Below are 25,762 nucleotides of genomic sequence, written 5' to 3'. Positions count from 1 at the left end.
CCGGACTGGCCGGGCCCCGGGCGAGCGGGGCCAGGCGGCACAGGGCGCGGTTGTGGTCCAGGACCCTGCGCGGGGCCCGGTGGCGGGGCAGCCGGGTACTGCCGCTGGCCCGGGTGCGGCGCGGGGCCGGGACGCGGCGGCGGCACCGGCGGCCGCTGCGGCCTCGGTGGCGCGGCGGGCGGTGGTGGCTGCATGCGCTGACCCGGGCGCGGCTGCGGTGCGGGCGCAGGACGACTGATCTGCGGCACGCGCGGCGCTTGACCGTCGTCGTAGGCTCCGGCGTTCACGTCCGGGTTCTCGGCTTCGGGCGGGGCAGGGTTGCGTTCCCACGGCGCGACCGGCGCGCGGCGAAGCGGCGGGCCGTCGAGCCGGTCGCCTGGTCGAGGGCGATGAGCCGATATGTCATCGTCGCTCATCATGCCTCCTGTACCAGCCGGGATATCCGCACCCCCATCGGTGCGGTGAGCCGCGGCTCGCCGCAACGGTTCGCCGTGATCGGCGAACATTCTGTCAGTGGTCCCCGTCCGGACCGGACCGGCCCGGGAACACTGCGATTGTCCTCCACCGTGCCACACGACACCGCGATACACCACATCGACGCAGGTAGAAGCGGTTTGCGCAGACCCGTCGAAGCGGGTTCGGTCACCGCGTCTCCTGGAGCTGCTCCTGCTGCTGTTCCTCGGCTTGCAGCACCCGCCTGCGTGCCCGCCGGTAGCGGTTGACCCGCCGCCTGGTACCCGGATCGAAGCCCTCGTCCGCCGGGTCGGGCTGCCCGCGGAACCGGCGCCACAAACGGCGACCGGCCAAGAGGAGCAGCAGGAGTGCGGCGCATCCGGTAATTATCGCCAAGGCCTGACCGTAAGCATTCGAACGCACCGAGACCTGCGTGGGATTGCCCAGGGCCACACCCTCCGGCGTGGTGAGCGAGATCGGAACGACCAGGTTCCGGCTGTCCCGGACCTCCGTGGGGATCTGGAAGGACCGCGACCCGTTGGCCGGGAGTTGCTGCTCGCCCGGATCGGTGATCTCCGTCTCGTCAGGCGACTCGATCCGGAACCTGACCCGGATGGCCACCGGCAGGTCATTGCGCGCGACCAGCAGCAAAGGGCTCTGCTCGGACGCCAGCGTGTACACCCCGCCCGGCGGAAGCACGGTGACGGAGCGATACAGCTTGTCCATCGTTCGGGTGTTCTGATCCAGCCTCCGCTGGGCGAACGTATCCGGTGGCGCCGCGTCGCCCGCACGGCGATCGGAGAGGCTCAGCACGCGCAGCAGGTCGTCGCGCAGCGGCGTCAGGAAATCGTGTGGCGTCGGCTCGGCTTCCGGCACGTCCACCAGCGCGCGCATCATCTCGGTGATCCGGCGGCCCTGGTCGCGCACGGGCGGCACGAACCGCTCCGGTACCGCGTCCTGCGCCGCCTGCGGCAGATAGTCCAGCTCGTAGGGCTGTGGGTCCGGCGGCAGCGCAACCAGATCGTGGAACGGGCGCGCGGTGGCGAGATCGCCGCGCAGCAGCACGTCGACTTGGCGCAGCAGCGCCGTCGCCTCGTCCCGGTTCGCACCCCATTGTTGCGGGGGGACGAGCAAGAGCGAACGCGGCCGGTTCGCCTCCGGATGCAGTGCGCTCCACGAGATCGCTCCGAGAGCGTCCTGCAGGCGCGCCGCACGCGAGTCGTTCGTCACGTCGTAGCGGACCCTGGCCGGGGTGAACGGCGGCGTGGGCGGATTCGAGCCAACCGCGGCGAGCGCCGTCGCCGACCAGATGTCGAACGTCACGGCGTGCAGCGCCGGATCCGTGGCCGGGGCCGGTGTACTCGCGGCTGGCGGTGCCGGATTGCCCGCGACCGGCGGCGCCGGTGCCGGTGCGGTCGGCGGGATCGCGGTGATCTCGGGCAGCCGGACCACTTCCGGGCTCGCCGGGTCCGCACTGCCCGCCGCCTCGCTCGAACCGGGTGTGGTCTCGCTGCTTTCACTGCTCGACTGCGCCCAGTCCACACTGCCCTGCGGAACGGCCGCCGTGGAGGCGAGCACAGCGGTGCCGAAACCGTGACCGCGCAGCAGGAGACCAGCCCCCGCGTCGATGCTGCCGGAATCCGGCAGGCTGACCCCGCGCACCGACCGGGTGGACAGGATCGAGTCGATGATGTCGGCCGGTTCGGTGATCGCGCGCGCCGACAGCGCCGGATCGTTGACCGCGGCCAGCGCGCTGAGATCGACCTGCGCGAACGGTAGCGCCACGGTGCACATCGAGCCGGCCAGCACGCGCAACCGGTCCAGCCAGGTCTGGGCCTGTTCGGCGCCCGCTCCCGCCCTGGTCGCGCCGTCGGGGTCGGATGGGCTGGCCAGCACACGATAACCATCGGTCATCGCCCGCACGGTGAGCAGCAGGTCGGGGTCGACGGCGAGGCACACGGCCGAGGTCAGCTCGGCGTTGCGGCCCGCGCCCGGGCTCGACACCCCCTCCAGCGCGGCCAACAGCTGATCGAGACGGCCGCCCCTGCCGAGCGAAGCGGCCAGTTCGTCGTCGGTGAGTTCCGCTTTGCCGTCCACACTGCCCGGACGACCCCCCACCTGACGCGGCCGGTCGGCCAGCGGCCACAGCAACGTCGTCGCCACCGGCGCGTCGGTGGACGCGGAAACCGGCGCTGCCGCGACACCGGCGTCCTCGCTGGTGGGCGGTACGCCGAGCACCGGAAGCAGGAACCGGGCGTCGTCGAGCCGAGCTTGCGTGCCGTAGGCCGGTTCGCCGTTCACGTTCAGCAACAGCGGGTAGACGCCCGGCTCCGTGATGCGCAGCGACGTGGCGCCGCTCTCGGAGCGCAACGGGATGTTCAACGTGAACTGCTTGCGCTGGCCCGGATTCAGTCGCTGCGCGACGTCCTCGAACTCGCCGTTCAAGTCGTAATTGACCTCGTCGAGGCGCAGAGTCGCACGCAACCCGATCGGCGTGGTGATCGCCGCCGCCCGCTGTAGGCGAATGCTGACGTCGTCCACCACACGATCGCCGATATTGGTGACCGTGCCCGAGACCGTCAGCAGGGAATCGCTGGTGGTGGTCACCGTGGTCGGGGTCACCGAATCGAGCGACAGCTTGAGGAATTTGGGGTTCGACGAGGTACCGGACCCGGCCGGTTGCGCCTCGGCCGACGCGGAATCGAGCAGTGGCAGCGTCGTCACCGGGCCGAGGATGGTCAGGACCGCCACGAAGATCCGGAACAGTCCACGCGTCATCGCTTGCCGGTCTCCATCCGGTCGATCAGCTTGTTCGCCATCTCCGCCAGCCGCCGCTCGTCGGCGTAGGCCAGCCGAGAATTCAGTTCACTCAACGGAACCCACGCGACCTGGGTCACTTCCACGTCGGCGTCGGACAGTTCACCACCGACCGAACGCAGCAGATAATGATGCACCGTTTTGTGTACCCGCCGACCGTCTGTCACGAACCAGTAATCGATGCTGCCGAGTTCGGCGACCACGACACCGTTGATGCCGGTCTCCTCGGCGACCTCGCGGATCGCGGTCTGCTCGGCGGTCTCACCTTCTTCGATATGTCCTTTCGGCAGCGACCACAGTAACCGCCCACGGCGATCCGTGCGTCCGATGAGAGCGGCGCTGCGTGATTCCCGCGGCCCGTCCAAGCCGTCGACCACCAGCCCACCTGCCGAGGTCTCCCGCACCGTGCGCATCCGCGGCTTCGCGGCATTGGCGGCCGAACCGCGGCGCCGAGGCTGGCGGCGTCGACTGTTCGCACGATCGGCCGGAGACACCTGGCAATCCTACTGTGTTGAATTGCCGCGACTTCGTCGCGGCGGGTTCGCGGGCTGTGTTGGTTTTCCAGCGCCTGCGGCGCTGGGTGTTCGCGGCCCCCTGGTGGCTCGCGTCCGAGCGACCGCCGCTGGCGACTGCGTCGCGGACGCGGCGGCCGCTCGGACGCGAGCCGGGCCGCGAACGGCGCATGCTCGGTCTCGCTTCGCTCGAAACCTTGGGTTGGGGTGCGCCGGGCACGTTGGTGGTCGAGCGCTGGACATAACGCACGCGGCTTGGTGTGGCTGGTTGGCAGGTCGGCTGGTGGTCGTGGTCGCTGTCCGGGCGGCGGCCGTTCGGATGCGAGCCGGTCGTGAAGGGCGGCGTGGTCTCGCTTCGCTCGTAACCGGGGGTGTTGGGGTGTGCCGGGCACGTTGGCGTTGGGGGCAGGAGATGGTGCACGCGGCTTGGGTGGCTGGTTGGCAGGTCGAGTGGTGATTGTGGTCGCCGTCAAGGTGGCGGCCGTTCGGACGAGAGCCGGTCGTGAAGCGCGTATGCGTGGTCTCGCTCTGGTCCAAACCTGACGTTGAGGTGTGTCGGGCGCGTTGGTCTTCGAGTTCCGGACGAAGTGCTCGTGGCGTGGGCGGCTGAGCGTCGAGTCGATCGGTGTTCGTGATTCATCGTGGGTGCGGCACTCGCTTGAGCATGAGTCTGGGGCGGGGACGGCGCATGCTCGGTCTTGTCTTCTTCGGAACTGGTGGACCGGCGGACCATGGCGGGGTGGGCCGGGGATCGGCCGCCGGTTGGCTGGTTTTGGCGGGTGGGAACTCGTGATCGGGGCGTGCTCGGAGGCCGCTGGCTGGGTTGATATCGGAGTCCTTATATATCTGGGCCTGCTGCGAGGACCTGCGCCGCGCTATTCGCTGTGGCGGCTCGGTAAGCTGCTCATTCGTGGTTTCGCCGAAGTCCGAGGACGCTGCGCTGGATAGACGTACCCGATTGCTGGCCGCGGCGGCGGTGACGCTCGGGGGGCTATCGGATGTGCTGACGCCCCTCGGCGAGATGTTCTCGGCGCGGGGGCACGAGCTGTACCTGGTCGGCGGGAGCGTGCGGGACGCGGTGCTCGGCCGGCTCGGAACCGATCTGGATTTCACCACCGACGCGCGGCCGGAGGCGGTGCAGGACATCCTGCGCGGATGGGCCGATCATCTGTGGGATACCGGCGGTCTGGCGTTCGGCACGGTGAGCGCGGCCAAGGCCGGTCAGCAGCTGGAGATCACCACGTTCCGCGCGGACAGCTACGACCGGGTGTCCCGCAACCCCGAGGTGACCTTCGGTGACTCGCTCGCCGAGGACCTGGTGCGCCGGGACTTCACGGTGAACGCGATGGCCGTGAAGATCGGCCCCGACGGCGCGCTGGAGTTCGTCGACCCGCTCGATGGCATGACTGCCCTGCTCGAGGGGGTACTGGATACGCCTGCCGCGCCCGAGGATTCGTTCAACGACGACCCGTTGCGCATGCTGCGCGCCGCGCGGTTCGTCTCCCAGTTGGGCTTCGAGCCGCATCCCCGGGTGAACACCGCGATCACCGCGATGGCCGACCAGATCGACCGCATCACCGCCGAGCGGGTGCGGGTCGAGCTGGACAAGCTGATCGGGGGGGCGCATCCGATCGACGGCATCAACGTCATGTGCGAGACCGGGCTGGCGCAGCGGGTGCTGCCTGAGGTGCCCGCGATGAAGCTGGAGATCGACGAACACCACCAGCACAAGGACGTCTACTGGCATTCGCTCACCGTGCTCGAGCAGGCCATCGACCAGGAGGATGGCGACCCCGACCTGGTGCTGCGCTGGGCCGCGCTCCTGCACGACATCGGCAAGCCCGACACCAAACGCAACGAGCCGGGCGGCGGGGTCAGCTTCCACCACCACGAAGTGGTCGGCGCGAAGATGGTACGCAAACGGATGAAGGCGCTGAAGTACCCGAAGCAGTTCACCGAGGACGTGGCCCGGCTGGTGTTCCTGCACCTGCGTTTCCACGGCTACGGCAAAGGCCAGTGGACCGATTCCGCGGTCCGCCGCTATGTCACCGACGCCGACGACCTGCTCCCCCGCCTGCACAAGCTCGTCCGTGCCGACTGCACCACCCGCAACAAGCGCAGAGCCGCCGCGCTGCGCGCCACCTACGACGAGCTGGAGTCGCGGATCGAGCGGTTGCGCGAACAGGAGGATCTGGCCAAGGTCCGCCCGGATCTGGACGGCAACGCGATCATGGAGCTGCTCGGCCTGCCGCCGGGTCCCGAGGTCGGCCGGGCCTGGCGCTATCTGAAGGAACTGCGCCTCGACCGCGGCCCGATGGACCGCGACGAAGCCGAGGCGGCGCTGCTCGAATGGTGGAAGTCGCAGGGCTGACCAGGTCAGAAGACGATCAGGGTGGTTCCGGCCAGGATCGCCGAGCGCATCTGGGCGAGATCGAACGACCCGGTGATCTCCGGCAGTTCCACGCGGAACCGGATCAGATCGCCGTCGCGGTCGGCGTGCGCGATCCGGGCGTCCTTGGGCAGGTGCTCGAGCGGTATGGCGGGCACGTCGATCACGCGGCTGGGTATCCGGACGCCGAACCACGTCGCTCTGCGTATCTCGATGTACAGCCGGTTGTCCCGGACCGATGCGTCCACCAGCGCGGTGAGCAGTCGTCGGCGGTGCCGGGCTCGGATCAATCCGCTCGGGTGCACGTCCAGGGCCCAGTCCAGGGGCTGGGTGTTGAGCCACCCGACCAGCGCCGCGGTGGTGACGGTGCCGTCGAGGTCGAGCCGCGCCGTGCGCACCTTGGTCGGCACGCCCGGTATCAGGCGGACGCCGTGTGCGATGACGGTCACGGACTCGATCGGGTGATCGTCCCAGCGCAGCCGCGACAGCACGGTCTTGGTCTGGAAGTGCGCGCCGCGGCGGCGCACCTTGAGCACCTGCAGGGTGGCGTGCAGGTCGTGACCGAGCAGTGTCGCGCTGACCTCCTGCCCGCCGAACCTGCTCAGAATGCCCTCGCTGAGCATGGTCATCAGCACATCGGGCAGCAGCGCCGTGACGGTGCCCGCGCCGAGGTCGGCGACCGGATCCATCCAGGCGGTGCTCAGCGCGACCCACTGCTCCAGCCAGGATTGATCGAACAGGCGCTTTCCGAGATCGACAGCCCGCAGCGGCGACCAGGACTTCGGATCGAAATACGTGGCCATGATTGAACTGAGCGTACTTGGCGCGGCGGGCCGAACCGGTGCGCTGTGACCCAGGTCGCCCGGGCGGGGCGTCCTTGCCCGGGAGAGCGCTCCGGCACGAGAATCGGAAGGCCGTCGGCAACACAGTGGAGGACGCATATGGCGCTGGATCTGAACAGTGACCTCGGCGAGGGCTTCGGACCGTGGACGATGGGCGACGACGCGGCCATGCTCGACATCGTCACCAGCGCGAACATCGCCTGCGGCTTCCACGCGGGCGATCCCGCCATCATGCGCAGGACCTGTGCGCTCGCCGTGGCGAAGGGCGTGCGGATCGGCGCCCATGTGGGGTATCGCGACCTGGCCGGTTTCGGCAGGCGAGAGATCGCCGTCGCGCCCGGCGAACTGCGCGACGAGGTGCTGTATCAGATCGGCGGCCTCGACGCGTTCGCGAAAGCGGCGGGCGATCGGGTGCGCTATGTGAAACCGCATGGGGCGCTGTATCACTCGGCCGCACGCGATCGGAGGCTGGCCGACGCGGTACTGACCGCGATGGTGGAGTACGACCCGGGGCTGGCCCTGCTCGGCCCGGCGGGCACCCAGTTGGAGACGGCCGCGCAGGCCGCCGGCGTGCGCTTCGTCGGCGAAGGTTTCGCCGACCGTGCGTATACGCCCGACGGCTCGCTCGCCGCGCGCGGTACGCCAGGGGCGGTGTTGGGACCGCAGGAGGCGGTCGCGCAGGCGGTTTCGATCGCCGAGTCGGGCGCCGCGCGGGCGGCCGACGGCTCCGGCGAGGTCGCGGTGCGCGCGGCCAGCATCTGCGTGCACGGTGACTCGCCCGCGGCGGTGGAGATGGCCCGGTCCATCCGCACCGCGCTGGACGAAGTCGGCGTGCCGGTGGAGCCGTTCGGCTGAGGCCCCGGACATGACGACGAAGGGCGCGGTGCCCCGAGCGCAGCGGCAGGCGGCCGAGGAGGCGATCCGCGCGGCGGGCGATCGGGCGCTGCTGATCACGCCTCAGCGGCGTGACATGGTCGCAAAACTCGTGGCGGCGCTGCGGGATCGCCCGGTGCCCGGCGTGCAGGACCTGCTTCCGGCCGCGGAGACCGTACTGCTGACGCTCGACGCGCCGCGCGATGGAGAAGCGGTGCGCCGTGCGCTGACGACGCTCCTCATTTCCCTGCACGCCGAGCAGTCGAGCGGTGTTTCCCGTGGAACATTGCCGGACAATGCTTTCGGACCCGAACCGGTATCGATCCCGGTGCGCTACGACGGCGCCGATCTCGACGATGTGGCACAGTCGCTGGAACTCACGACGGCGGAGGTGATCGCCGCGCACACGGGCACGGTGTGGCGATGCGCCTTCGTCGGATTCGCGCCGGGCTTCGGCTACTTGGAATCGCCCGACGGCAGGTTGTCCGTTCCGCGTAGGGCGCAGGCGCGCACGTCGATTCCGGCGGGCGCGGTGGCGCTCGCCGGTGGATACAGTGCGGTGTATCCGCGGAGCACGCCCGGCGGGTGGCAGCTGATCGGCACCACCGACCTCAGGATGTGGGATGCCGAGCGCGATCCGCCCGCGTTGATCCGCGCGGGCGCCACGGTTCGGTTCGTCGATGCGAGGAGCGACGGATGATCGTCGTCGACGAGGTCGGTCCACTCGCGACCATCCAGGATCTCGGACGGCCGGGCTGGTTCGATTCCGGTGTCGGCCTCGCGGGGGCGGCGGACCGCGGGTCGCTGCGGCTGGCCAATCGGCTGGTCGGCAACCCGGAAGGGCACGCGGCGATCGAAGTGCTCCTCGGCGGGCTCGCCCTGCACGCCGAGGAGCACGTCATGCTGGCGGTCACCGGCGCGCCTGCGCCCGCCACCGTCGACGGCAGGCCGGTGGGGCACGCGAGCGTCCTGGAACTCGACCCGGGTCAGGCACTCCGGCTCGGGTACGCCTCCCTCGGACTGCGCGGCTACGTCGCGGTGCGCGGCGGCATCGACGTACCGGCCACGCTCGGATCCCGCAGCCGCGACACCATGTCCGGTCTGGGGCCGGAGCCTCTGAGAAAGGGCGATCGGCTCCCGATCGGTCCTTCTCCGCACACGATTCCGGTCGTGGACGTCGCCCCGGTGGCCGAGTTGCCCGCGGACGCCGTCACCGTCCGCGCCGTGCTCGGTCCGCGCGACGATTGGTTCTCCGATGCCGCGGCCCTGTTCGACGGCGAATGGGAGGTCTCCTCCGAGACCGACCGGATCGGCGCCCGCTTGGATCGCCGCACCGGTCCACCGCTGGCCCGCAAGGTCACCCGTGAACTGCCGACCGAGGGCATGGCGCTCGGCTCGATCCAGGTGCCGCCGAGCGGACAACCGGTGGTCTTTCTCGCCGATCACCCGGTCACGGGCGGTTATCCGGTGATCGCGGTGCTCCTCGATGCCGACGTCGACGTGATCGCGCAGGCGCGACCGGGTCAGCCCGTGCGATTCGTGCGGGCGGGCTGACGCCGGCTCGTGCTCGGCTCCAGCCTGGCGTGCATGAGATACACGTTGTAGCTGTCCCACGCCGAGATCATGAAGTACAGGTCCTCGCCGGTCGACCACGGATGGATGAATCCGCCGTAGGACTTCGGGTAGTCGGCGGTGGAGACCAGTGGGATCGCGTCCGTCCACGCGCCCTGTGGGCTCGCCGCGGTACGCAATACGATCGCGCCCCGGGCCGAATCCAGGTAGACCATCTGCCACTGCTCGGTCTCCCGGTCGTAGCGCACCGAGAGCTCACTGGCCATGCCCAGCACCAACGGGGTGGCGTGGTTCTCGGCGGCGGGTGCCCAGCTGCCGCCCACCCAGTATTGATAGGCGGACTTGTTCAGAATCTGGTGCTCGGGCACGCGGGCCAGTGCGATCATGCCGACGCGCCCGTTGGGCGTGCCGAACATGTAGACGTAGTCGTCGTGCGGCACCATCGCCGCCACTTGGAACTTGCCGAGACCGAAGAGGTTGTCCCACTTGGCATGCTGGTCTTTCCGCCAGGTTCGCCCGTGGTCGTCGGAGTAGGCGATACCGCCGTAGTTGGTCCACCACAGCCCCGGGATGCGGCTCCACCTGTTGACCGACATGTAGCTGAGGTAGTGGCGGTTCCCGATGGCGAAGCCGGAGGTCGGGATGGTGGTGGTCTCCCAGTTCTTGATCTTGCGGCTGCCCAGGATCTCCGCCGCGTGACAGCGACTGTCCTGTGCGAAGGTGTCCAGGGTCAGCCCGTCGGACAGATCGCGGTCGGTGCTGAAACCGATGACGTTGCTGCGCCAGTCCTGATCGTCGTTGCCCGCGCCGCCGCCACCCCAGCCCTTGCCGAAGGTGTCGCCGAACACCACGGCGACCTCACCGGGCGTGGTCTCCCACATCAGGCCGAGATCGGTTCCGTCGACCTGCCAGCGCATGTCGGTGCGGTTCTGCGAGCCGTGCCCGGTCACCTGCTCGACCAGCCGGACCGACTCGACCCTCGGCGCGGCCACCGGCGCCGCGAGCGGACCCGGTTCGGCCGGATGGACCACGTGGGGTGGAGCGGGCTGTGGCTCCTCGCCCGGTTCGCCGGGCACCGGCACCGGAATCGGCTCGATCTCGGGCTTGAACTCGATGCGCGGCAGCTTGACCGGCGCACCGGACCCCGAGCCGGACCCGGATCCGCTGCCCGAACCTGACCCCGAGGCCGAGCCGGAGGAGCCGGAACTCGAACCGGTCCCTTCGTCGGTGCCGGTCTCGGGCGTCGGGCTGGGGTCGGGATCCGGCTCGGGATGCTTCGGGTTGTCCCTGATGTCCGGGCACGGGTTGTCACACGGATTCGCCGGCAGCGGGTCGGGGACGACGCGAGTGTTGTCCTGCGGTGGGTCGGGCACCGGAACCGGCGTGAGTTCCGGAATCGGCACCGGGATGTCGATCTGCGGCGGCAGCGGTGGCGGAGGGGGTTGTGCCGGATCGGGCTCGCGAGCGAGCGGGTCGAAACCGACCTCGCCGCAGCTGTTCACCGGCGGCGGCGCCCACGGGAACGGCGCGGCCTGCGCGGCGGGCATGGGCAGGGCGACGGCGCCGACGAGCAGTGCGCCGACCATGGCCGGTGCCCAAGGGGAGGCGATTGCGAATGCGCGCGTCACGTCGGCCCGGCCGCGGCTAGCCGGTGATCGAGAGCCTGGTGGCGGACCGAGTTTTCCACGTGCCCAGCAGTTCTCGTACCGCGTCGAGGTGGTGCACCGGAGAACCCATGTCGTGTTGACTCCTGTCGGTCGGCCGCTGACAGGTCAACTTACCGGAACGACAGCCGCGAACGGGGGACGGTGAATCGAAAAACCGGCGCGTAATGGAACCGGAGCGGCGCCGCACGCGTCCAAGGACATATGAACGAGATCGAGTACGTGTTCGGTACCGGCGACGGTCCTGTGCACGTGTGGACCAGCGAGGCAGACCTGGAACTCGGCGGCACGGGCACGGCCGACGCGGTGCGGCTGGACTTCGACGGAGACGGCATCGCCGATGACGCGCTGTGGGATTCGGCCGGCTCGGGCCGCGCCGACATCGCGGCGCTGGATCTCGATGACGATGGGGTGCTCGACCATTTCTTCACCGATCCCACCGGCCTGGGCACGTGGAACCACCACGTCACCGGTCTGCCGGGCGACGCGGCGAGCGAGCCGCTGGACTGGATCGTGCGCACGGACGCTCCGGGGCCCGATCGTGCGCCCAGCGGCGAACAGCTACCGGATTCGCCCCTGCCGGAGCCGGATCAGGAAGGCACACCATGCGGCAGCCCGGCCGCGGGCCCGCTCCCCGAGCACATCGCACACTGGCTCGGCCGCGACGGACGAGACCTCGACGACGAGCCCTTCATCGCCTGAGTGCGCCGCGTCGCATGTTCAACGCGATGGCGGCGATGCCCGCGGCGTAGATCGCCGCACCTGCGAGCACCACGACGGCCGAGCGCCCGTCATCCGGAACGGCCAGGGCGGCGACCGCGATCGCCAGCACGAACGCGATGTTGAAGACGGTGTCCTGCAACGCGAAGACCTGACCGCGCCGGGCGTCGTCGATATCGATCTGCATGGTCGCGTCACCGGTCAGCTTGATCGTCTGTCCGGCCAGGCCCAGCAGGAAGGCGCCGACCAAGAGGAGTTCGTGCGCACGCTCCGCCGCGGTGTCCGAGTCGGCGAACGCGATCGGCGTGACCAACGTCAGTTGCACCAGCATCGCGGAGATCAGACCGGCGATCACGGTGCGCGCCCGCCCCAGCCGGGGAATGAGCAGCGGCGTGACGACGGCGGCCACCAGCATCCCCGCCGCGGTCGCGGCGATCGCGACGCCGAAACCGACCAGGCCACCGCTGAGTCCGGAGGAGTCCACCGGGGGGTGGCGCAAGACCAGCACCATGATCAGCGTATTCATGCCGAACACGATCCGATGGGTACCGATGCCCAGCATCGCCGTCGTGACCACTCTGGATTCCCATACCGCCCTGGCGCCGGTGCGCAGTCCGGTGGCGATCGCGTGCACGGTGTTCTCACCTTTCGCCGCGTCGGGCCCCGGACCGAGCACGCGCGGCCGGAACCCGGCCGACAGCACCGCGCCGAGCACCGACCCGATGCCGCTGATCGCGACCGCGACCGCCGAACCGAAGTCCCCCGCTCCGATCAACCCGATCACACCCACGGCGACCGCCGCGCCCAATCCGGCGCACCCGGAGGCGACCGTGGCCAGCACCGAGTTCATCGGCACCAGCCACGCCTGCGCCAGCACCTGCGGCAGCGCCGCCGACACTCCGGCCAGGACGAATCGGCTGACGCCCACCACCGCCAACGCCAGCAACAGCAGCGGCGTCTCGGCGGTCCCGGCCAGCAGCCCCGCGCTCGCCAGCGCGATCAGAACGGCGCGCACCACATTGGCAACCAGCAGCACGGTGCGCCGATCCCACCGGTCCAGTAGCGCCCCCGCGTACGGTCCGATCAGCGAATACGGCAGCAGCAGCACCGCGAAGCCCGCCGCGATGGCCAGCGGGTCGGTCTGCCGCTCGGGGTTGAACAGGATCGCGCCGGACAAGGCAGCCTGGAACATCCCATCGCCGAATTGCCCGGCGAAACGCACCACGGCCAGCCGCGACACGCCCGGACTCTGCCGAAGTGTGACGCGCAGTCCCACCGGCCGATGCTCTGCGGGAGTGAGGCCTTCGGCGTGACCAGTCGACACGTCCGCGAGCGTACTGCGTTCGCCGCCGACGCCGCACGCTCGCGTCTCGGTGACGAACCCGGGGCGGGCGAGTCACACCCGGTCGACGAGCACGCTCACGGTCTCCCGCATATCGGGTGCCATCGGCAGCCCGTCGAGCGCGTCCGCGTCGATCCAGGCGAAGGCGTCGTGCTCCCCTGGCGCGAGCGCGACGTCACCTGGCTGTGCCTCCACGACGAAGGTGTATTTCCGCACTTTCGCCTTGGTCCGGGTGGCGTAATCGAATCCGCCGAGGAAGTCGGTGACGGCGCGCATCCGCAGGCCCGTTTCCTCCAGCAATTCCCGCTCCACGCACGCGGCGAATGTCTCCCCCGATTCGACGCCCCCGCCGGGCAGTTCGTACATACCGCCGTGATAGTCGTCGGCGACCCGGCGCACCACCAGAAGCCGGCCTTCGCGGAACACGGCGACGCCGATCACGAAATGCGCGATGCCGTCGCGACGAGCTTCGCTGCGGAGTTGCTGCTCGATCCGGGCGAGGTCGTCGGGGTCCAGCACGTCGTTACCTCCGGTTGTCGTTGTCGCGCTTGGCAATCGGGGTCGGACCACGATATCCGACGAGGTGACCCGGCGTTTCGACCTACCGGTCGGTTCTGCTCGCCTGCCGTTCACCTTCCGGTCGCTCGCGTAAAATGCCGAGTGCGGCACAATTTACTAGGAATGCGGAGTACCGCGGTGGAAGTGCTCCTACCCTGAATGGCGATCGGTGCACGGTCCCGAGAGGAGGACCATGATGTCCACACTCACGACACCACACATCGATGTCCACCGTGGCGGCGACCGCATGAAGACGCGGGTCTCCTGGCTGGATTCGAAGCACTCGTTCTCCTTCGGGGAACATTACGATCCCGACAACACCCACCACGGCCTGCTGCTGGTCAACAACGAAGACGTGGTCTCCCCGGGGCAGGGTTTCGACACTCACCCGCATCGCGACATGGAGATCGTCACCTGGGTGCTCGGCGGCAGCTTGGTGCACCAGGATTCCCTGGGCCACAGCGGTGTCATCTATCCCGGGCTGGCCCAGCGGATGAGCGCGGGCACCGGCATCCTGCATTCGGAGAAGAACGACGCGTGGCGGTTGGACGGCCGGGTCCCCGAACACGACGAGCCCGTCCATTTCGTGCAGATGTGGGTGGTGCCCGACGAGCCGGGGCTCATCCCCGGTTACGAGCAGCTCGAAATCGACGACGAACTGGCCGGGGGCGGTCTGGTGACGGTCGCCTCCGGCCTGCCTCGCTACCGCGATCGCACCGCCATCGCCATCAACAGCAGCCATTCGGCGCTGCACGTGGCACGTATGGTGAGCGCGGAGCCGGGCACCGAGCAGGTGGTCGACCTACCCGACGCGCCCTATCTGCACTTATTCGTGGCGCGCGGAGAGGTGGACATGGAGGGCGTGGGTCTGCTCTACGAGGGGGACGCGGTGCGTTTGACCAGGTCGGGTGGCCAACGTGTGGTGGCGCGGCGGCCTTCGGAAATCCTGGTATGGGAGATGCACGCACGACTGGGCGCCCAATAGCCGGTTCGCATTAACATCCGTCCGTAGGGAGCGCGATCAGTAGGCGACGCGTGCACCCCCGGATCACCTCGTCCGGACCGAGCATCGCGAGGCAACGACGGAGAGGAAGTCCATGTCGCAATATCCGCCCCCGCCGCCCGGCCAGTACCCGGGGCCATACCCACCGCCGGGGCAGTACCCACCGCCTCCGGGCGGCCAGTACGCCGGTCAGCCCGGCTACTGGCAGGAATCGCCGAAAGGCCGTGGCCTGGCGATCACCGCCTTGGTGTTCGGCATCCTCGCGTTGCTGTTCTTCTGGACGATCATCGGCGGTTACGTCGGCGGCGTCTTCGCCGTCATCTTCGGCATCATCGCGGTGGTCAAGGCCCGCGCGGGCACCGCGGGAGGCATGGGCATGGCGATCGCCGGTGTGGTCCTCGGTGTGCTCGGCATCGTCGGCGCCGTCCTGTTCACCATCGTCGGTTACAGCTTCTTCATCGACTCGGGTGGCAAGGACTTCGTGGACTGCGTGAACAAGGCGGGCAACGACCAGTCCAAGATCGAGCAGTGCGAGCGCGAGTGGAATCAGAAGCTGCAGGACAAGTACAGCGTCACGCTCACTCCGCCACCCGCGCCGACGCCCCGGTAGTCGCGGCGCACGCCCGGGTCGCGGCGATCACCTCGGCGAATTCGCGGCGGAAGTCGCCGTCGGGCGCCACGACCCAGGTTCGGTAGCCGCCGTGCTCGTCGGTGGGTGAGGGCAGCACGATGTGGCTGCCCGGCAGTGCGATCGCGGCGCAGACCCGGAACAGATCGGCGAACAGTCCGGTGTCGAAATAAGTGTTGTCGGTGGGGCCGGTCAGGAACGTCCAGCGGTCCGCACGCGGATGCGCGATGACCGGGCCGGGCCGGGACTCGGCTCCGGCGGCCAACCGCTCGCGCACGCGCCGGCCGAACACGGCGGGCATCACGACCGCTCCGACCGCGCCGACTTCCAGCATGATGCGACCGAGGATCGGGTCCACGAGGGCGTACAGCTTGTTGTCCTCGCGGTAGCGGCGGCAGCGAGCGAACGCGTCCTGGATCGCCGGGAACTCCGTGGACGCCAGTTGTCTGCCTGATTCGATGCGCGATGTACTCATGACAACCTCGCCTCGCTGCCGGTGGAGCGTGCTCGGAAGATATCGATCGCTGGTCTCGACAGTAGCCCGGCGCAAGTCGCTTGACAATAGTCACCGCGCGGCGCGTCCGCGCGGGCGTAGCATCCCCACCCATGGCACCCGTCTCGCCCACCGTGGCCCGTTGGGAACTGGTGCTTCGGCTGCGTGAACTGCGCGAACAGCGGGGGTTCGACTCCGCGGGCTTCGCGCGGCGAGTGGGATTCACCCCGGCCAACTGGTCGCATGTCGAGAAGGGCAGGCGGGTACTCACCACCAAGACCATCGGCCCGGTGCTCGAACTGCTCGAGGTGGAAGCCGAGGAACGCGCCGAGCTGCTGGCCCTGCTGGAAACCAGTAAGCAGCGCGGCTGGTGGACGAAGTCCTCCGCACTGATCGGGCCGGAGTTGCAGCGGCTGTACGGCATGGAATACGGCGCGCAGAGCATCCGCAGCTACGACAGTCTCGTCGTGCCCGGCTTGTTGCAGACCGAGGACTACGCCCGCGCCCTGATCAGTGCCGACGTGATGATCCGCCCCGTCCAGGTCGAGCAATTGGTGGCGATCCGGATGCGACGCCAAGAGCGGTTGCGCGGCGCGCAGCCGGTGGAGCTGACCGCGGTGTTCGGCGAGGGCACCCTCTTGCAGCAGACCGGAGGTCCGGACGTGCTGCGCGGGCAGCTGGACTACTTGGCGGAGATGATCGAGGAGCTGGACACCGTCGAGGTGCGTGTGATCCCGTTCGCGGCCACCGCGGGCGCGGTGCTCGGCGGGTCCAGCTTCCACCTCATCGACTTCGCCGGCGAGCAGCTGCCCACCTTCGGCTGGGTGGAGAGCGCGGTGTTCGGCGGGGCCGTCGAAGACCCGGATCTGGTCCGCGATCTGCGCTTCGCCTACCAGCGCGCGGTGCAGCAGTCGCTCTCACGAATGGAGTCGTTAGCCCTGATCAGACGCTATTCCCGCGTGTAAAATCCTGCCCATGGCCATCACCGCACGGCCGGTACGCACCGGCTGGTTCACATCGACCAGATCGAACAATGGCAACCAATGCGTCGAGGTCCGGTTCGAGGGTGACGCGGTGCTCATCCGTGACAGCAAGTATCGCCGCAACCCGGCCGACCGCCCCGCCGAAGAGCCCGTCATCACCGTCACCGCAGCCGAATGGACCGCGTTCCTCGACGCCCTGCGCACCCGTGGGCGATCGCATGGCGAACTGCGCGCGCACACCACCGCCGACGGTCACACCGCACTGCGCCACGGCGAGATCACCCTCACCTACACCCCGCAGGAGTGGGACGCCTTCGTGCTCGGCGCGCACGACGGCGAATTCGACCGCGTCGTGTCACCCGTCTGATGTCCCTGCCCGGCGCCCTGGCCCGGGGCCGGCCGGCAGGCACATCGGCATACTGGAGACCGTGACTTCCGAATCGACCCGCCCTTCCGGTATCGATCTGTCCCACCTCGACCTGGACGTGCGGGTGCAGGACGACCTGTTCTCGCACGTCAACGGCAAATGGCTGGCCGAGCACCGGATTCCGGCCGACCGGGCGGTGGACGGCGCCTTCCGCGCGCTGTACGACCAGGCGGAGCTGGACGTGCAGGCGATCATCCGGAATGCCGCCGACGCCGACGCCGAGCCGGGCAGCGACGCACGCAAGATCGGCGACCTGTACTCCAGCTTCATGGACACCGATGCGGTGGCCGCGGCCGGGCTCGCGCCGATCGCCACCGAGCTCGCCGCGATCGCCGAGGTCGGCGACAAGAAGGCTTTCGCCGCGCTGCTCGGCCGGTTGCAGCGCACCGGCGTCGGTGGAGCCGTCGCCGTTTTCGTCGACACCGACGACAAGGACTCCAACCGCTACCTGGTGCACGCCACCCAGTCCGGCATCGGCCTGCCCGACGAGTCGTACTACCGGTCCGACGAGTTCGCCGAGATCCGGGCGAAGTACATCGCGCACATCAACCGCATGTTCGCCCTGGCCGCCGCCGACTCCCACGTCGCCGCACTGTTGCCGGGCGACCTCGACACCGTCGGCGACCGCGTCTTCGCACTGGAGCGGAAACTGGCCGCCGGGCACTGGGACGTGGTACGCCGCCGCGACGCCGAACTCAGGTACAACCTGGTCACGTTCGATGCCTTGGTCGCCGAGAATCCCGAGTTCGATTGGGCCGCGTGGACTTCCGCGTCGGCCGATGGCGTCGACCCGGTCGGACCCGAGTTGTTCGCCGAGCTGGTGGTCCGCCAGCCGGACTATCTGCGCACGTTCGCGCGGCTGTGGGCCGAGGAGCCGCTCGCGGATTGGCAGGCCTGGGCGGCTTGGCGGGTGCTGCGCTCGCGTGCGCCGTATCTGACCGAAGCGGTGGTCGAGGAGAGCTTCGACTTCTACGGCCGCACGCTCACCGGCGCCGAGGAGAACCGGGAACGCTGGAAGCGCGGCGTCACGCTGGTGCAGGACCTGCTCGGCGAGGCGGTCGGCAAACTGTATGTGGCCGAGCACTTCCCGCCTGAGGCCAAGGACCGGATGGTCGAGCTGGTGGCCAACCTGCAGGAGGCATACCGCCGCAATATCGCCGAGCTGGAGTGGATGGGCCAGGGCACCAGGCTCGCCGCGCTGGCCAAGCTGGAGAAGTTCACCCCGAAGATCGGATACCCCGACAAGTGGCGGGACTATTCCGGTGTGGTGATCGACCCGGCAGACCTGGTCGGCAACTACCGCAGGGGTTACGCGGCCGAGCACGATCGGGACCTGAACAAGCTCGGCGGTCCGGTCGACCGGGACGAGTGGTTCATGACCCCGCAGACGGTGAACGCCTACTACAACCCGGGCATGAACGAGATCGTCTTCCCGGCCGCGATCCTCCGTCCGCCGTTCTTCGACATGAACGCCGACGACGCGGCCAACTACGGCGGCATCGGCGCGGTGATCGGCCACGAGATCGGACACGGCTTCGACGACCAGGGCGCGAAGTACGACGGCGACGGCAACATGGTGGACTGGTGGACCGACGAGGACCGCGCCGAATTCGGTAAGCGGACTACCGCACTGATCGAACAGTACGACGTGCTCTCACCCAAGGAACTGCCCGACGAGCACACCGTGAACGGCCAGTTCACCATCGGCGAGAACATCGGTGACCTCGGCGGTCTCTCCATCGCGCTGGAGGCGTACAAGATCTCGCTGGACGGCGCCGCCGCTCCGGTGATCGACGGGCTCACCGGCCTGCAACGGGTGTTCTACGGCTGGGCTCAGGTCTGGCGCACGAAAGCCCGCATGGAGGAGGCGATCCGCCGGCTCGCCACCGACCCGCATTCGCCGCCGGAGTTCCGCTGCAATGCGGTGGTGCGCAATATCGACAGCTTCCACGAGGCGTTCGACGTCAAGCCCGGCGACGCGCTGTACCTGGAACCCGCTGAGCGCGTGAAGATCTGGTAGTCCCAACGGCGCTCAGCGCAGCCGGTCTCCGGTCACAGTAAGACCGGAGCACCGGAGTCTTGCTCGTCAGCGCCTAGAGGGGGCACTGAGGAGACAGAGGCGGCTCAGTCAGTTCCAGTCGCCCAGGCCGTCGCTGGCGCTGAGCGTGCCGCCCTGCGTGTTCTGCACGATCACCGGGTCGCCGCGGCGCACGTTCTCGAAGAACCACTGGGCGTCTTCGGTGCTGACGTTCAGGCAGCCGTGGCTGGCGTTGGAGACGCCCTGCTGGGCGACCGACCACGGAGCGGCGTGCACGAAGATGCCGCTGTTGGAGATGCGGGTGGCGTACTCGACCTCGAGCTTGTAGCCCTCGGGGTCGGTGATCGGCACGCCGTAGGTGGACGAGTCCATGATCATCTTGCGCTGCTGCTCGCCGACGATGTAGGTGCCGTTCGGCGTCTCGTGCTTGGGCTTGCCCATCGAGGTGGGCATCTCCTTCACCACCTCGCCGTTGCGAGTGACGGTGATGGTGTGGGTCTCGTCGTCGGCGGTGGAGACGAACGCGTCGCCGATGCGGAACGAGCTGGTTGTGCCGCCCGCTTGCACCTGCACGTCGGTGTTGTCCGGCCAGAATTCGTCCGGCCGCCAGCGGACCTGCTTGTCGCCGCGCCAGTAGAAGTGGCCGGGAGCGGGCTTCGAAGAGGTGATCTTGATGGCCTGCTCGGCGGTGGCGTGGTCGGCCACCGGTTCCTTGAAGGTGATGATGATCGGCTGCGCGACGCCGACGACCTCGCCGTCGGCGATGTTGATCGAGGGCGGGGCGAAGTTCGCCTGCGGCGCCGGCTCGGTGGCCGAGCCGGTGCCGATACCCGGAATCGGTTCGGCCTGCGCGGGCGCGACGAGCATGACACCGGCCGCCGCGATCGCGGCGGACAGCAGGACGCCCTCGCGCAACCGACGGGCTAGCCGAGCTCCCTTGCGGTGAGCAGGCAACGACGCGGTGTGCAAAGCGGCTTGCATAGGTTTCTCGTCCATTCCATCTCTCGCGCGCGCGAGAGCGCACGTAGCGAGATCTTTCATTTCGGCGCGGAGCCAGAAGAGCGCCCCACAGGTATTGACGGCCCGACCCGTTCGTCCCTTCCTACCGTTTCGGCACGGGATCGAGCCACCTGCGTTTCAGAGTTATGCGTCACTCGGCCACTTTGTGCTGTGGGTCACAATTGATTCCGGCAGGTATCGATGCCGCGAAATGGCCCGGTCAGGCCATCGAATGACTGTCGGATGATGATCGACAGATAGGTGAAAGTTGGTTCGCCGCAAACCTGTTAGTGACAAAGCTCACTGGCAACGCGTCAGGAATCGCGCGATGCGGACCGGTCGCGATGTTGTGCGGCATCGCGAAGGGACGCATCGGCTCTCCACCTGCGTCGCCGGAAGGCTCGCTAGTGGGCGATCTGCTTGTGCTTGCGCACCGTGGTCTGCGCCGTGGCGGCCAGCCGCGCCAGCCTGGCGTCGCCGAGCGCGGTCACCATGCTGCCGAGCCCGTTGGTCACGAACGCGATGGACATGCCGAGGTCCAGGTCGGCGTACGCCCCGGAGCCGCCGACGCCGTAATGACCGAACGCGTTCCGCGGCTGCTGCTTGGACATCAGCACCGGCCGGTGATAACCGAGCGTGAAGCGAATCGGCACGCCGAGCACGTAGTCGCGGCTGTGGGCGGGCTGCACGTGGCTGATCGTCGCGATCGTCTCCGGCTGGAGGAACCGCACGACGCGCTCCGATCCGCCCGCACCGGCATCGGACGCGCCCCGTTCCGATCGGCCGGCGTAGACCACCCCGTCGTTGGCCAGCGCGCCGTACATCCGCGCCAGTGCGCGTGCCGTGAACACCCCATTCCAACCGGGCATCACCGAGTCGTGCACCCGGGGGTCGCGGACCAGTTCGTCGAAGCTTTCCGGCATGCCCGCCTCGGCGAGCCCGCGCACGGGTCGAACCCAGGACAACACCGAGGAAGCGGTGTTCCAGCGGATTCCCGGTGGACCGAGCGGACGGAAGATCTTGGCGATCCGATGCCGTTCGGATTCCGGCACGCGGAACCAGTACTCGTCCAAGCCGAGCGGCTCGGCGATCTCGGTGCGCAAGACCTCGGTGAACGATGTGCCGGTGGCCCGCTGCACGATCTCGGCGACCAGCCAGCCGAAGGTGATCGCGTGGTAGCCGGAGGTGCGGATGCGGCGCGGGTCCGGCGGGCTGTCGGCCAGCGCCCGCACCACCGCGTCGTAGTGCAGGATGCCTTCCCGGCCGGGAACGAGGCCACGCACCCGGTGCAATCCGGCGCGATGCGAGAGCACATCGCGCACGGTGATGTCGTCTTTGCCGTGCGCGGCGAACTCCGGCCAGTACTCGGCGACCGGCGTGTCGTAGCCGATCAGCCCTCGTTCGGCCAGTCGGTGCACGACGGTCGAAGCCACGCCCTTGCCGGTGGAGAAGGTGAGTGCGACGGTATCGCCGTTCCAGCGGCGCTCCTTGTCCGCCCAACCGGCCCAGATGTCGACCACCGGTCTGCCGTCGAGATAGACCGACAGTGCGCCGCCACCGCGCGTGGGCTGGGCGAAGATCCCGAAGAACTGATCGGCGAGCCGGATGAAACGCGGGTCGACCAGCATCTCGCGCGGTGCCGCCAGTTGCCCGCGCGCCGAATCGGCGGGCTCGAAGTCGTCCGCCGCCATTGCCGAAACCATGGGGTCACCTCCTGACCGCCGTTAGTCGGGCTGGTCAACCAGGGTAACCCGTTCAGTGGGTCTGCCAGAGCCCGAAAGGCGTGGCGAGGCACGCGTCGCCGGTGGTCGCGTTCCACGCGAAGGCCGCGACGCCCAGGCAGACGACCGCCTGTTCGGCGGTCTCCACGCCCGCTCGCGACCCTTCGAGCGCGATCGAGATCGCGAACGTCCGCGCCTCCGGATCGTCGGTGATCGAGGTCAGCGCCACGGCGTCGGGACCGAAGCCGACCGCCACGGGCATCCCGCCCGCGCCCTCGCTCGCGCCGACGCCGCCCGCCGCGCCGATGCCGATGGCCGTCGCGCCGAGCGTCGCGTTGGCATAGCCCACCCCATCGATGCCGGTGGCCCCGGCTCGGCCGTAGCTGTCGGTCGCCGCGCGGCAGGCCGTCTCCCCATCGATGACGGTGACGTCGGTCCCGTGTTCCGAGCGACAGTGCACGTCGGCGGCCGCGGCCACTCCCGGGTAGACGAGGGAGCCTCCGATCGCGGCGGTCGAGCAGACGATTGCGCTGATCAGCTTCACCGGGAACTCCTCTCGAACCAGAAATCCCACCATACCCAGACCGGTTGGCGGCAGGTCGTTTCCGGCTTCGGCTCGACGTGCGCTCGGTCGATGGTGTATTCATGGCGTGGTATTTCAAGCACAGCCATGGCAACTTCGGATTACGGGGGCGTGAGTTCGCCGGCGTTACAGCTCGGGAGGACTGTACGTGTCTCGTCAACTGACCTGGGGTCGTCTCGCCCTTGCCGGGCTCGCCATAGCGGCGGGACTGTCGCTGGTCGCGTGCAGTTCCACAATCAGCGGCACCGCTCAGCCCGCGGTGGACACCGGGACGATCGACGCGGTCGTGACCAGCACGCCGAAACCGTCCTCGGGCAAGCCGACGCCGAGCACCGGCAAGCCGACCACGAGCAAGCCGAGCGGCGACACCGACTTCGACGCGGCGATCAACGACTGCGTGAAACTCGGCGGCACCACCACCAACGCCACCATCGAGAAAGCGTCGTGCGGTAGCCGCGAGTCGAACTACAAGGTGATCGACAAGAAGTCGAAGAGCTCGCAGTGCAGCAGCGACGCCGACAACTACTACGCCGAGACCATCAACGGCATCGAACAGGGTGCGCTGTGCCTGGACATCGACTGGGTGATCGGCGGCTGCATGGACGTCGGCGGCGACGATCCCAAGCGCATCGACTGCACCGGCACCTCGCCCGCGAAAGGCGTGAAGGTGGTGAAACGCGTCGAGGGCGCCGATGACGTGAGTGTCTGCGGCAGCGGCACCGGATACGTCTACGACAAGCGCCGTTTCGTCGTCTGCGTTCAGGAACTCTGACCGGACCTCCGATCGCGGTACGGGCCGTGCCCCACGGGGCGCGGCCCTTGTTTTGTCTCCGCCTGCCGCACGCGGACCGCTAGGTTGGGTTGGTGAGCACCACCGAGTTACCGCGGCTGCAGTCCGGCACCGGTCGTTGGATTCTGCTGGCCACCATCCTCGGATCGTCGGTCGCCTCGCTGGACGCGACGGTGGTGAACATCGCGCTGCCGCGAATCGGCGAATCGCTGGAGACCGATGTCGCCGGACTGCAGTGGACCCTGAACGGGTACACGCTGACCCTGGCTTCGTTCATCCTGCTGGGCGGCTCGCTCGGCGACAAGCTCGGGCGCCGCCGCGTCTTCGTGTCCGGAACCATCGCTTTCGCGATCGCTTCGGTGCTGTGCGGGGCCGCGACGACCATCGAGATGCTGGTCGCGGCCCGGATCCTGCAGGGCGTCGCGGGCGCCATGCTCATGCCGGGCAGCCTGGCCCTGATCTCCTCGTCCATCGATCAGCGCGATCAGGGCGCGGCGATCGGCCTGTGGTCCGGCTTCGGCGGTGTGGCGGGTGCGTTCGGACCGTTCCTCGGTGGCTGGCTGATCGATCTCGCGGGGTGGCGGTCCATCTTCTTCCTCAACGTGCCGTTGGCCGTGGTCGTCGTGCTGGTCGCACTGCGACATGTGCCCGAGAGCCGCGATCCGAACGCGGCCACCCGGCTCGACGTGCCCGGCGCGCTGGTGGTGGCGCTGGCACTCGGTGCGCTGACCCTCGGACTGATCGACACGATGCCCCTGCTCATCGTGGCCGGTGTCGCCTTGCTGGGGGCGTTCGTCCTGATCGAGCTGCGCAGCGACCACCCGTTGGTGCCGCCCGCGCTGTTCGGCTCGCGGGTGTTCACCGCGGCGAATCTCGTGACGTTCGCGGTCTACGCCGCACTCGGTGGCGTGTTCTTCCTGCTGGTGCTGGAACTGCAATTGGTGGCGGGATACTCGCCGCTGATGTCCGGCGTCGCGACCGTGCCGATCACGTTGATCATGCTGCTGCTCTCGGCTCCCGCCGGGCGCTGGGCGCAGGCGCACGGGCCGCGCATCCCGATGACCGCGGGCCCGCTGCTGGCGGCGGCGGGCTTGGTGCTGCTGCTGCGCATCGGGCCCGAGACCACCTACCTCACCGATGTGCTGCCCGGTGTCCTCGTCTTCGGACTGGGGCTCGCGGTGCTGGTGGCTCCCCTCACCGGCGCGGTGCTCGGTGCGGTGCCCGCGAGCGAGGCGGGCATCGCCTCGGGCGTGAACAACGCAGTGGCGCGCACCGCGCAACTGCTCGCGGTGGCGGCGCTGCCCGGCCTGGCGGGCATCTCGGGCGCGCTGGGCGATCCGGCCGCCTTCGACGACGGCTTCGCTACCGCGATGTGGCTGTGTGTCGGACTGCTGGTGCTCGGCGCGATGCTCGCCGCCGTGCTGCTGCGTCCCGAGCGGCGCCCGGCCACCTTGGACAATGTGGATTGCATGCCGCAGTGCGCGGTCGCGGGTCCGGCGCTCGCACCGGCATCGACCGAAAAATGAGCGGCCCGAACGGATCGCTGTCCGTTCGGGCCGCTCATCGGGTGGTGTCCGATCAGATCGGGACGTAACCCGCGCCGACGCCGCCGCGTGCGTTGACGTCGGCCATGACCGCGCTCAAGTTGGTACCGACCTCAGGACCGAAGCAAGCGATGGCCAGGTAGGCGTTCACCATGCCCACCAGCGTGCTGCCGACGACGACCGGCGCACCGGAGTCGCCTTCCACCACGCACATCTGGCTCCAGGTCTCGACGTTCGTCCGGAATACGTCGCCCCAGGCGATACCGCAGGTATTGCCGGTGGTGCGCCCTTCCTTGCACACGATCTGCGGGAAGGTGGCCGGTCCGCCGATTCCCGTGATGGTGACGTTGCCGACCCGGTTCACCGGAGTGATCTTGCCCGGATCGAACTGGATGACGGCGTAGTCGAGGTCATGGTTGGAGTAGGCGAACCGGCCGATCACACCCGCGCCCCGATCGGCCTCGGCGTAGACCTGTGCGCCCGGATCGCCGCAGTGCCCGGCGGTCAGTCCGACCAGACGTCCCGCGTTGTCGTGGCCGACAGTCGTGACCGTGCACTCGAACTGGTTGTCGATGATGATGCCGGATCCACCGCCCAACACCGGCGGGCCCGTTTGGGCGTTAGCGGCCCCAGCGCCCGTGCCGAGCAGCGCCGCGCCCAGGGCGACGGCGAAGGCGGCGTTGGCCACCTTGGCGAGTTTGCTGAACATGTCCCTCCAGACGTCGGAAGCCCGCACGATATCAATCTGTCGCACCCATCGTGTCAGTAATCGACCTCGGGCGCGTCACCTACTACCGGGTTGTCCCCACTG

24 protein-coding genes are annotated in these 25,762 nt (G+C 68.9%); 13 read left to right on the top strand and 11 right to left on the bottom strand.

The window, feature by feature from the left end; all coding sequences use genetic code 11:
- The coding region (locus tag ON19_RS43390; protein WP_218006495.1) for a hypothetical protein at window positions 1-238 on the top strand (238 nt) is incomplete at its 5' end.
- 404 nt (window positions 239-642) lie between these two features.
- On the opposite strand, the gene ON19_RS30680 is transcribed toward ON19_RS43390, so the two are convergent.
- Together ON19_RS30680 and ON19_RS30675 are read right to left on the bottom strand one after the other, a co-directional pair.
- Window positions 643-3,231, bottom strand: a complete 2,589-nt coding sequence (locus tag ON19_RS30680) for a DUF6049 family protein (RefSeq protein WP_043700558.1) — start codon at window positions 3,229-3,231, stop codon at window positions 643-645.
- On the bottom strand, window positions 3,228-3,764 hold the full coding sequence (locus ON19_RS30675) for an NUDIX hydrolase (protein WP_043700556.1): 537 nt from the start codon (window positions 3,762-3,764) through the stop codon (window positions 3,228-3,230). Before ON19_RS30675 ends, ON19_RS30680 begins: the two co-directional genes overlap by 4 nt.
- 928 nt (window positions 3,765-4,692) lie before the next feature.
- On the opposite strand from ON19_RS30675, the gene ON19_RS30665 reads away from it, so the two are divergent.
- A complete protein-coding gene (locus ON19_RS30665) occupies window positions 4,693-6,153 on the top strand; it encodes a CCA tRNA nucleotidyltransferase (RefSeq protein ID WP_043700552.1) in 1,461 nt (486 codons plus the stop codon).
- 5 nt (window positions 6,154-6,158) lie between these two features.
- Here ON19_RS30665 and ON19_RS30660 read toward each other — a convergent pair whose 3' ends face one another.
- Window positions 6,159-6,974 carry a hypothetical protein gene (locus tag ON19_RS30660; protein WP_051169446.1) on the bottom strand — a complete coding sequence of 272 codons (816 nt, stop codon included), beginning with the start codon at window positions 6,972-6,974 and terminating at the stop codon, window positions 6,159-6,161.
- A gap of 138 nt (window positions 6,975-7,112) precedes the next feature.
- On the opposite strand from ON19_RS30660, the gene ON19_RS30655 reads away from it, so the two are divergent.
- The 3 genes from ON19_RS30655 to ON19_RS30645 are packed head-to-tail and all read left to right on the top strand — an operon-like array spanning window position 7,113 to window position 9,440.
- Window positions 7,113-7,868, top strand: a complete 756-nt coding sequence (locus tag ON19_RS30655) for a LamB/YcsF family protein (protein ID WP_086006753.1) — start codon at window positions 7,113-7,115, stop codon at window positions 7,866-7,868.
- A 10-nt stretch (window positions 7,869-7,878) separates the two neighbouring features.
- The gene (locus tag ON19_RS30650; RefSeq protein ID WP_083899720.1) at window positions 7,879-8,586 is read left to right on the top strand and encodes a 5-oxoprolinase subunit B family protein; all 708 of its coding nucleotides are present in this window, start codon (window positions 7,879-7,881) and stop codon (window positions 8,584-8,586) included.
- On the top strand, window positions 8,583-9,440 hold the full coding sequence (locus ON19_RS30645) for a 5-oxoprolinase subunit C family protein (RefSeq protein ID WP_043700550.1): 858 nt from the start codon (window positions 8,583-8,585) through the stop codon (window positions 9,438-9,440). The genes ON19_RS30650 and ON19_RS30645 overlap by 4 nt, the downstream gene beginning before the upstream one ends.
- Here the strand turns inward: ON19_RS30645 and ON19_RS30640 are convergent.
- Window positions 9,410-11,044, bottom strand: coding sequence for a DUF4185 domain-containing protein (locus tag ON19_RS30640; protein ID WP_051169445.1), 1,635 nt, complete (start codon window positions 11,042-11,044; stop codon window positions 9,410-9,412). The two genes, ON19_RS30645 and ON19_RS30640, sit on opposite strands and share 31 nt — an antisense overlap.
- Before the next feature lie 282 nt (window positions 11,045-11,326).
- On the opposite strand from ON19_RS30640, the gene ON19_RS39270 reads away from it, so the two are divergent.
- Window positions 11,327-11,824 carry a hypothetical protein gene (locus ON19_RS39270; RefSeq protein ID WP_051169444.1) on the top strand — a complete coding sequence of 166 codons (498 nt, stop codon included), beginning with the start codon at window positions 11,327-11,329 and terminating at the stop codon, window positions 11,822-11,824.
- Here the strand turns inward: ON19_RS39270 and ON19_RS30630 are convergent.
- On the bottom strand, window positions 11,814-13,118 hold the full coding sequence (locus ON19_RS30630) for an MFS transporter (protein WP_043700548.1): 1,305 nt from the start codon (window positions 13,116-13,118) through the stop codon (window positions 11,814-11,816). The genes ON19_RS39270 and ON19_RS30630 overlap by 11 nt on opposite strands.
- Before the next feature lie 120 nt (window positions 13,119-13,238).
- Window positions 13,239-13,703, bottom strand: a complete 465-nt coding sequence (locus tag ON19_RS30625) for an NUDIX hydrolase (protein WP_227954532.1) — start codon at window positions 13,701-13,703, stop codon at window positions 13,239-13,241.
- Between the two features lie 235 nt (window positions 13,704-13,938).
- Here ON19_RS30625 and ON19_RS30620 point away from each other — a divergent pair, with 235 nt between their 5' ends.
- Entirely contained in the window at window positions 13,939-14,727 is a 789-nt protein-coding gene (locus ON19_RS30620; RefSeq protein ID WP_043700582.1) for a pirin family protein, read from the top strand.
- 112 nt (window positions 14,728-14,839) lie between these two features.
- Window positions 14,840-15,355, top strand: coding sequence for a DUF4190 domain-containing protein (locus ON19_RS30615; RefSeq protein ID WP_043700546.1), 516 nt, complete (start codon window positions 14,840-14,842; stop codon window positions 15,353-15,355).
- Here the strand turns inward: ON19_RS30615 and ON19_RS30610 are convergent.
- Complete coding sequence (locus ON19_RS30610) at window positions 15,324-15,848, bottom strand: hypothetical protein (protein WP_043700544.1); 525 nt, start codon at window positions 15,846-15,848, stop codon at window positions 15,324-15,326. The two genes, ON19_RS30615 and ON19_RS30610, sit on opposite strands and share 32 nt — an antisense overlap.
- Before the next feature lie 131 nt (window positions 15,849-15,979).
- Here ON19_RS30610 and ON19_RS30605 point away from each other — a divergent pair, with 131 nt between their 5' ends.
- The 3 genes from ON19_RS30605 (at window position 15,980) to ON19_RS30595 (ending at window position 19,296) form a co-directional block, all read left to right on the top strand.
- Window positions 15,980-16,831: a Scr1 family TA system antitoxin-like transcriptional regulator gene (locus tag ON19_RS30605; RefSeq protein WP_043700542.1), complete on the top strand. Its 852-nt coding sequence runs from the start codon at window positions 15,980-15,982 to the stop codon at window positions 16,829-16,831.
- Between the two features lie 10 nt (window positions 16,832-16,841).
- Window positions 16,842-17,216, top strand: coding sequence for a DUF397 domain-containing protein (locus tag ON19_RS30600; protein ID WP_043700539.1), 375 nt, complete (start codon window positions 16,842-16,844; stop codon window positions 17,214-17,216).
- A 61-nt stretch (window positions 17,217-17,277) separates the two neighbouring features.
- On the top strand, window positions 17,278-19,296 hold the full coding sequence (locus ON19_RS30595; protein WP_043700537.1) for a M13 family metallopeptidase: 2,019 nt from the start codon (window positions 17,278-17,280) through the stop codon (window positions 19,294-19,296).
- Window positions 19,297-19,404: 108 nt separating this feature from the next.
- Here the strand turns inward: ON19_RS30595 and ON19_RS30590 are convergent, their stop codons facing one another.
- The 3 genes from ON19_RS30590 to ON19_RS30580 all read right to left on the bottom strand — a co-directional run bounded on the left by ON19_RS30590 (window position 19,405) and on the right by ON19_RS30580 (window position 22,578).
- Complete coding sequence (locus ON19_RS30590) at window positions 19,405-20,295, bottom strand: L,D-transpeptidase (protein ID WP_051169452.1); 891 nt, start codon at window positions 20,293-20,295, stop codon at window positions 19,405-19,407.
- A gap of 422 nt (window positions 20,296-20,717) precedes the next feature.
- Complete coding sequence (locus tag ON19_RS30585; RefSeq protein WP_372478711.1) at window positions 20,718-21,941, bottom strand: serine hydrolase domain-containing protein; 1,224 nt, start codon at window positions 21,939-21,941, stop codon at window positions 20,718-20,720.
- Between the two features lie 127 nt (window positions 21,942-22,068).
- Window positions 22,069-22,578: a DUF6764 family protein gene (locus ON19_RS30580; RefSeq protein ID WP_051169451.1), complete on the bottom strand. Its 510-nt coding sequence runs from the start codon at window positions 22,576-22,578 to the stop codon at window positions 22,069-22,071.
- 187 nt (window positions 22,579-22,765) lie between these two features.
- On the opposite strand from ON19_RS30580, the gene lppU reads away from it, so the two are divergent.
- Window positions 22,766-23,389: an LppU family putative lipoprotein gene (lppU, locus tag ON19_RS30575; protein ID WP_043700533.1), complete on the top strand. Its 624-nt coding sequence runs from the start codon at window positions 22,766-22,768 to the stop codon at window positions 23,387-23,389.
- A 92-nt stretch (window positions 23,390-23,481) separates the two neighbouring features.
- Entirely contained in the window at window positions 23,482-24,933 is a 1,452-nt protein-coding gene (locus ON19_RS30570; protein ID WP_043700531.1) for an MFS transporter, read from the top strand.
- A 52-nt stretch (window positions 24,934-24,985) separates the two neighbouring features.
- Here the strand turns inward: ON19_RS30570 and ON19_RS30565 are convergent, their stop codons facing one another.
- On the bottom strand, window positions 24,986-25,660 hold the full coding sequence (locus tag ON19_RS30565) for a S1 family peptidase (protein WP_043700529.1): 675 nt from the start codon (window positions 25,658-25,660) through the stop codon (window positions 24,986-24,988).
- Window positions 25,661-25,762: the final 102 nt, after the last annotated feature.

The organism is Nocardia abscessus NBRC 100374 (assembly GCF_000308455.1).
GTDB lineage: Bacteria > Actinomycetota > Actinomycetes > Mycobacteriales > Mycobacteriaceae > Nocardia > Nocardia abscessus.
This window is presented reverse-complemented; position numbering and strand designations above follow the sequence as displayed.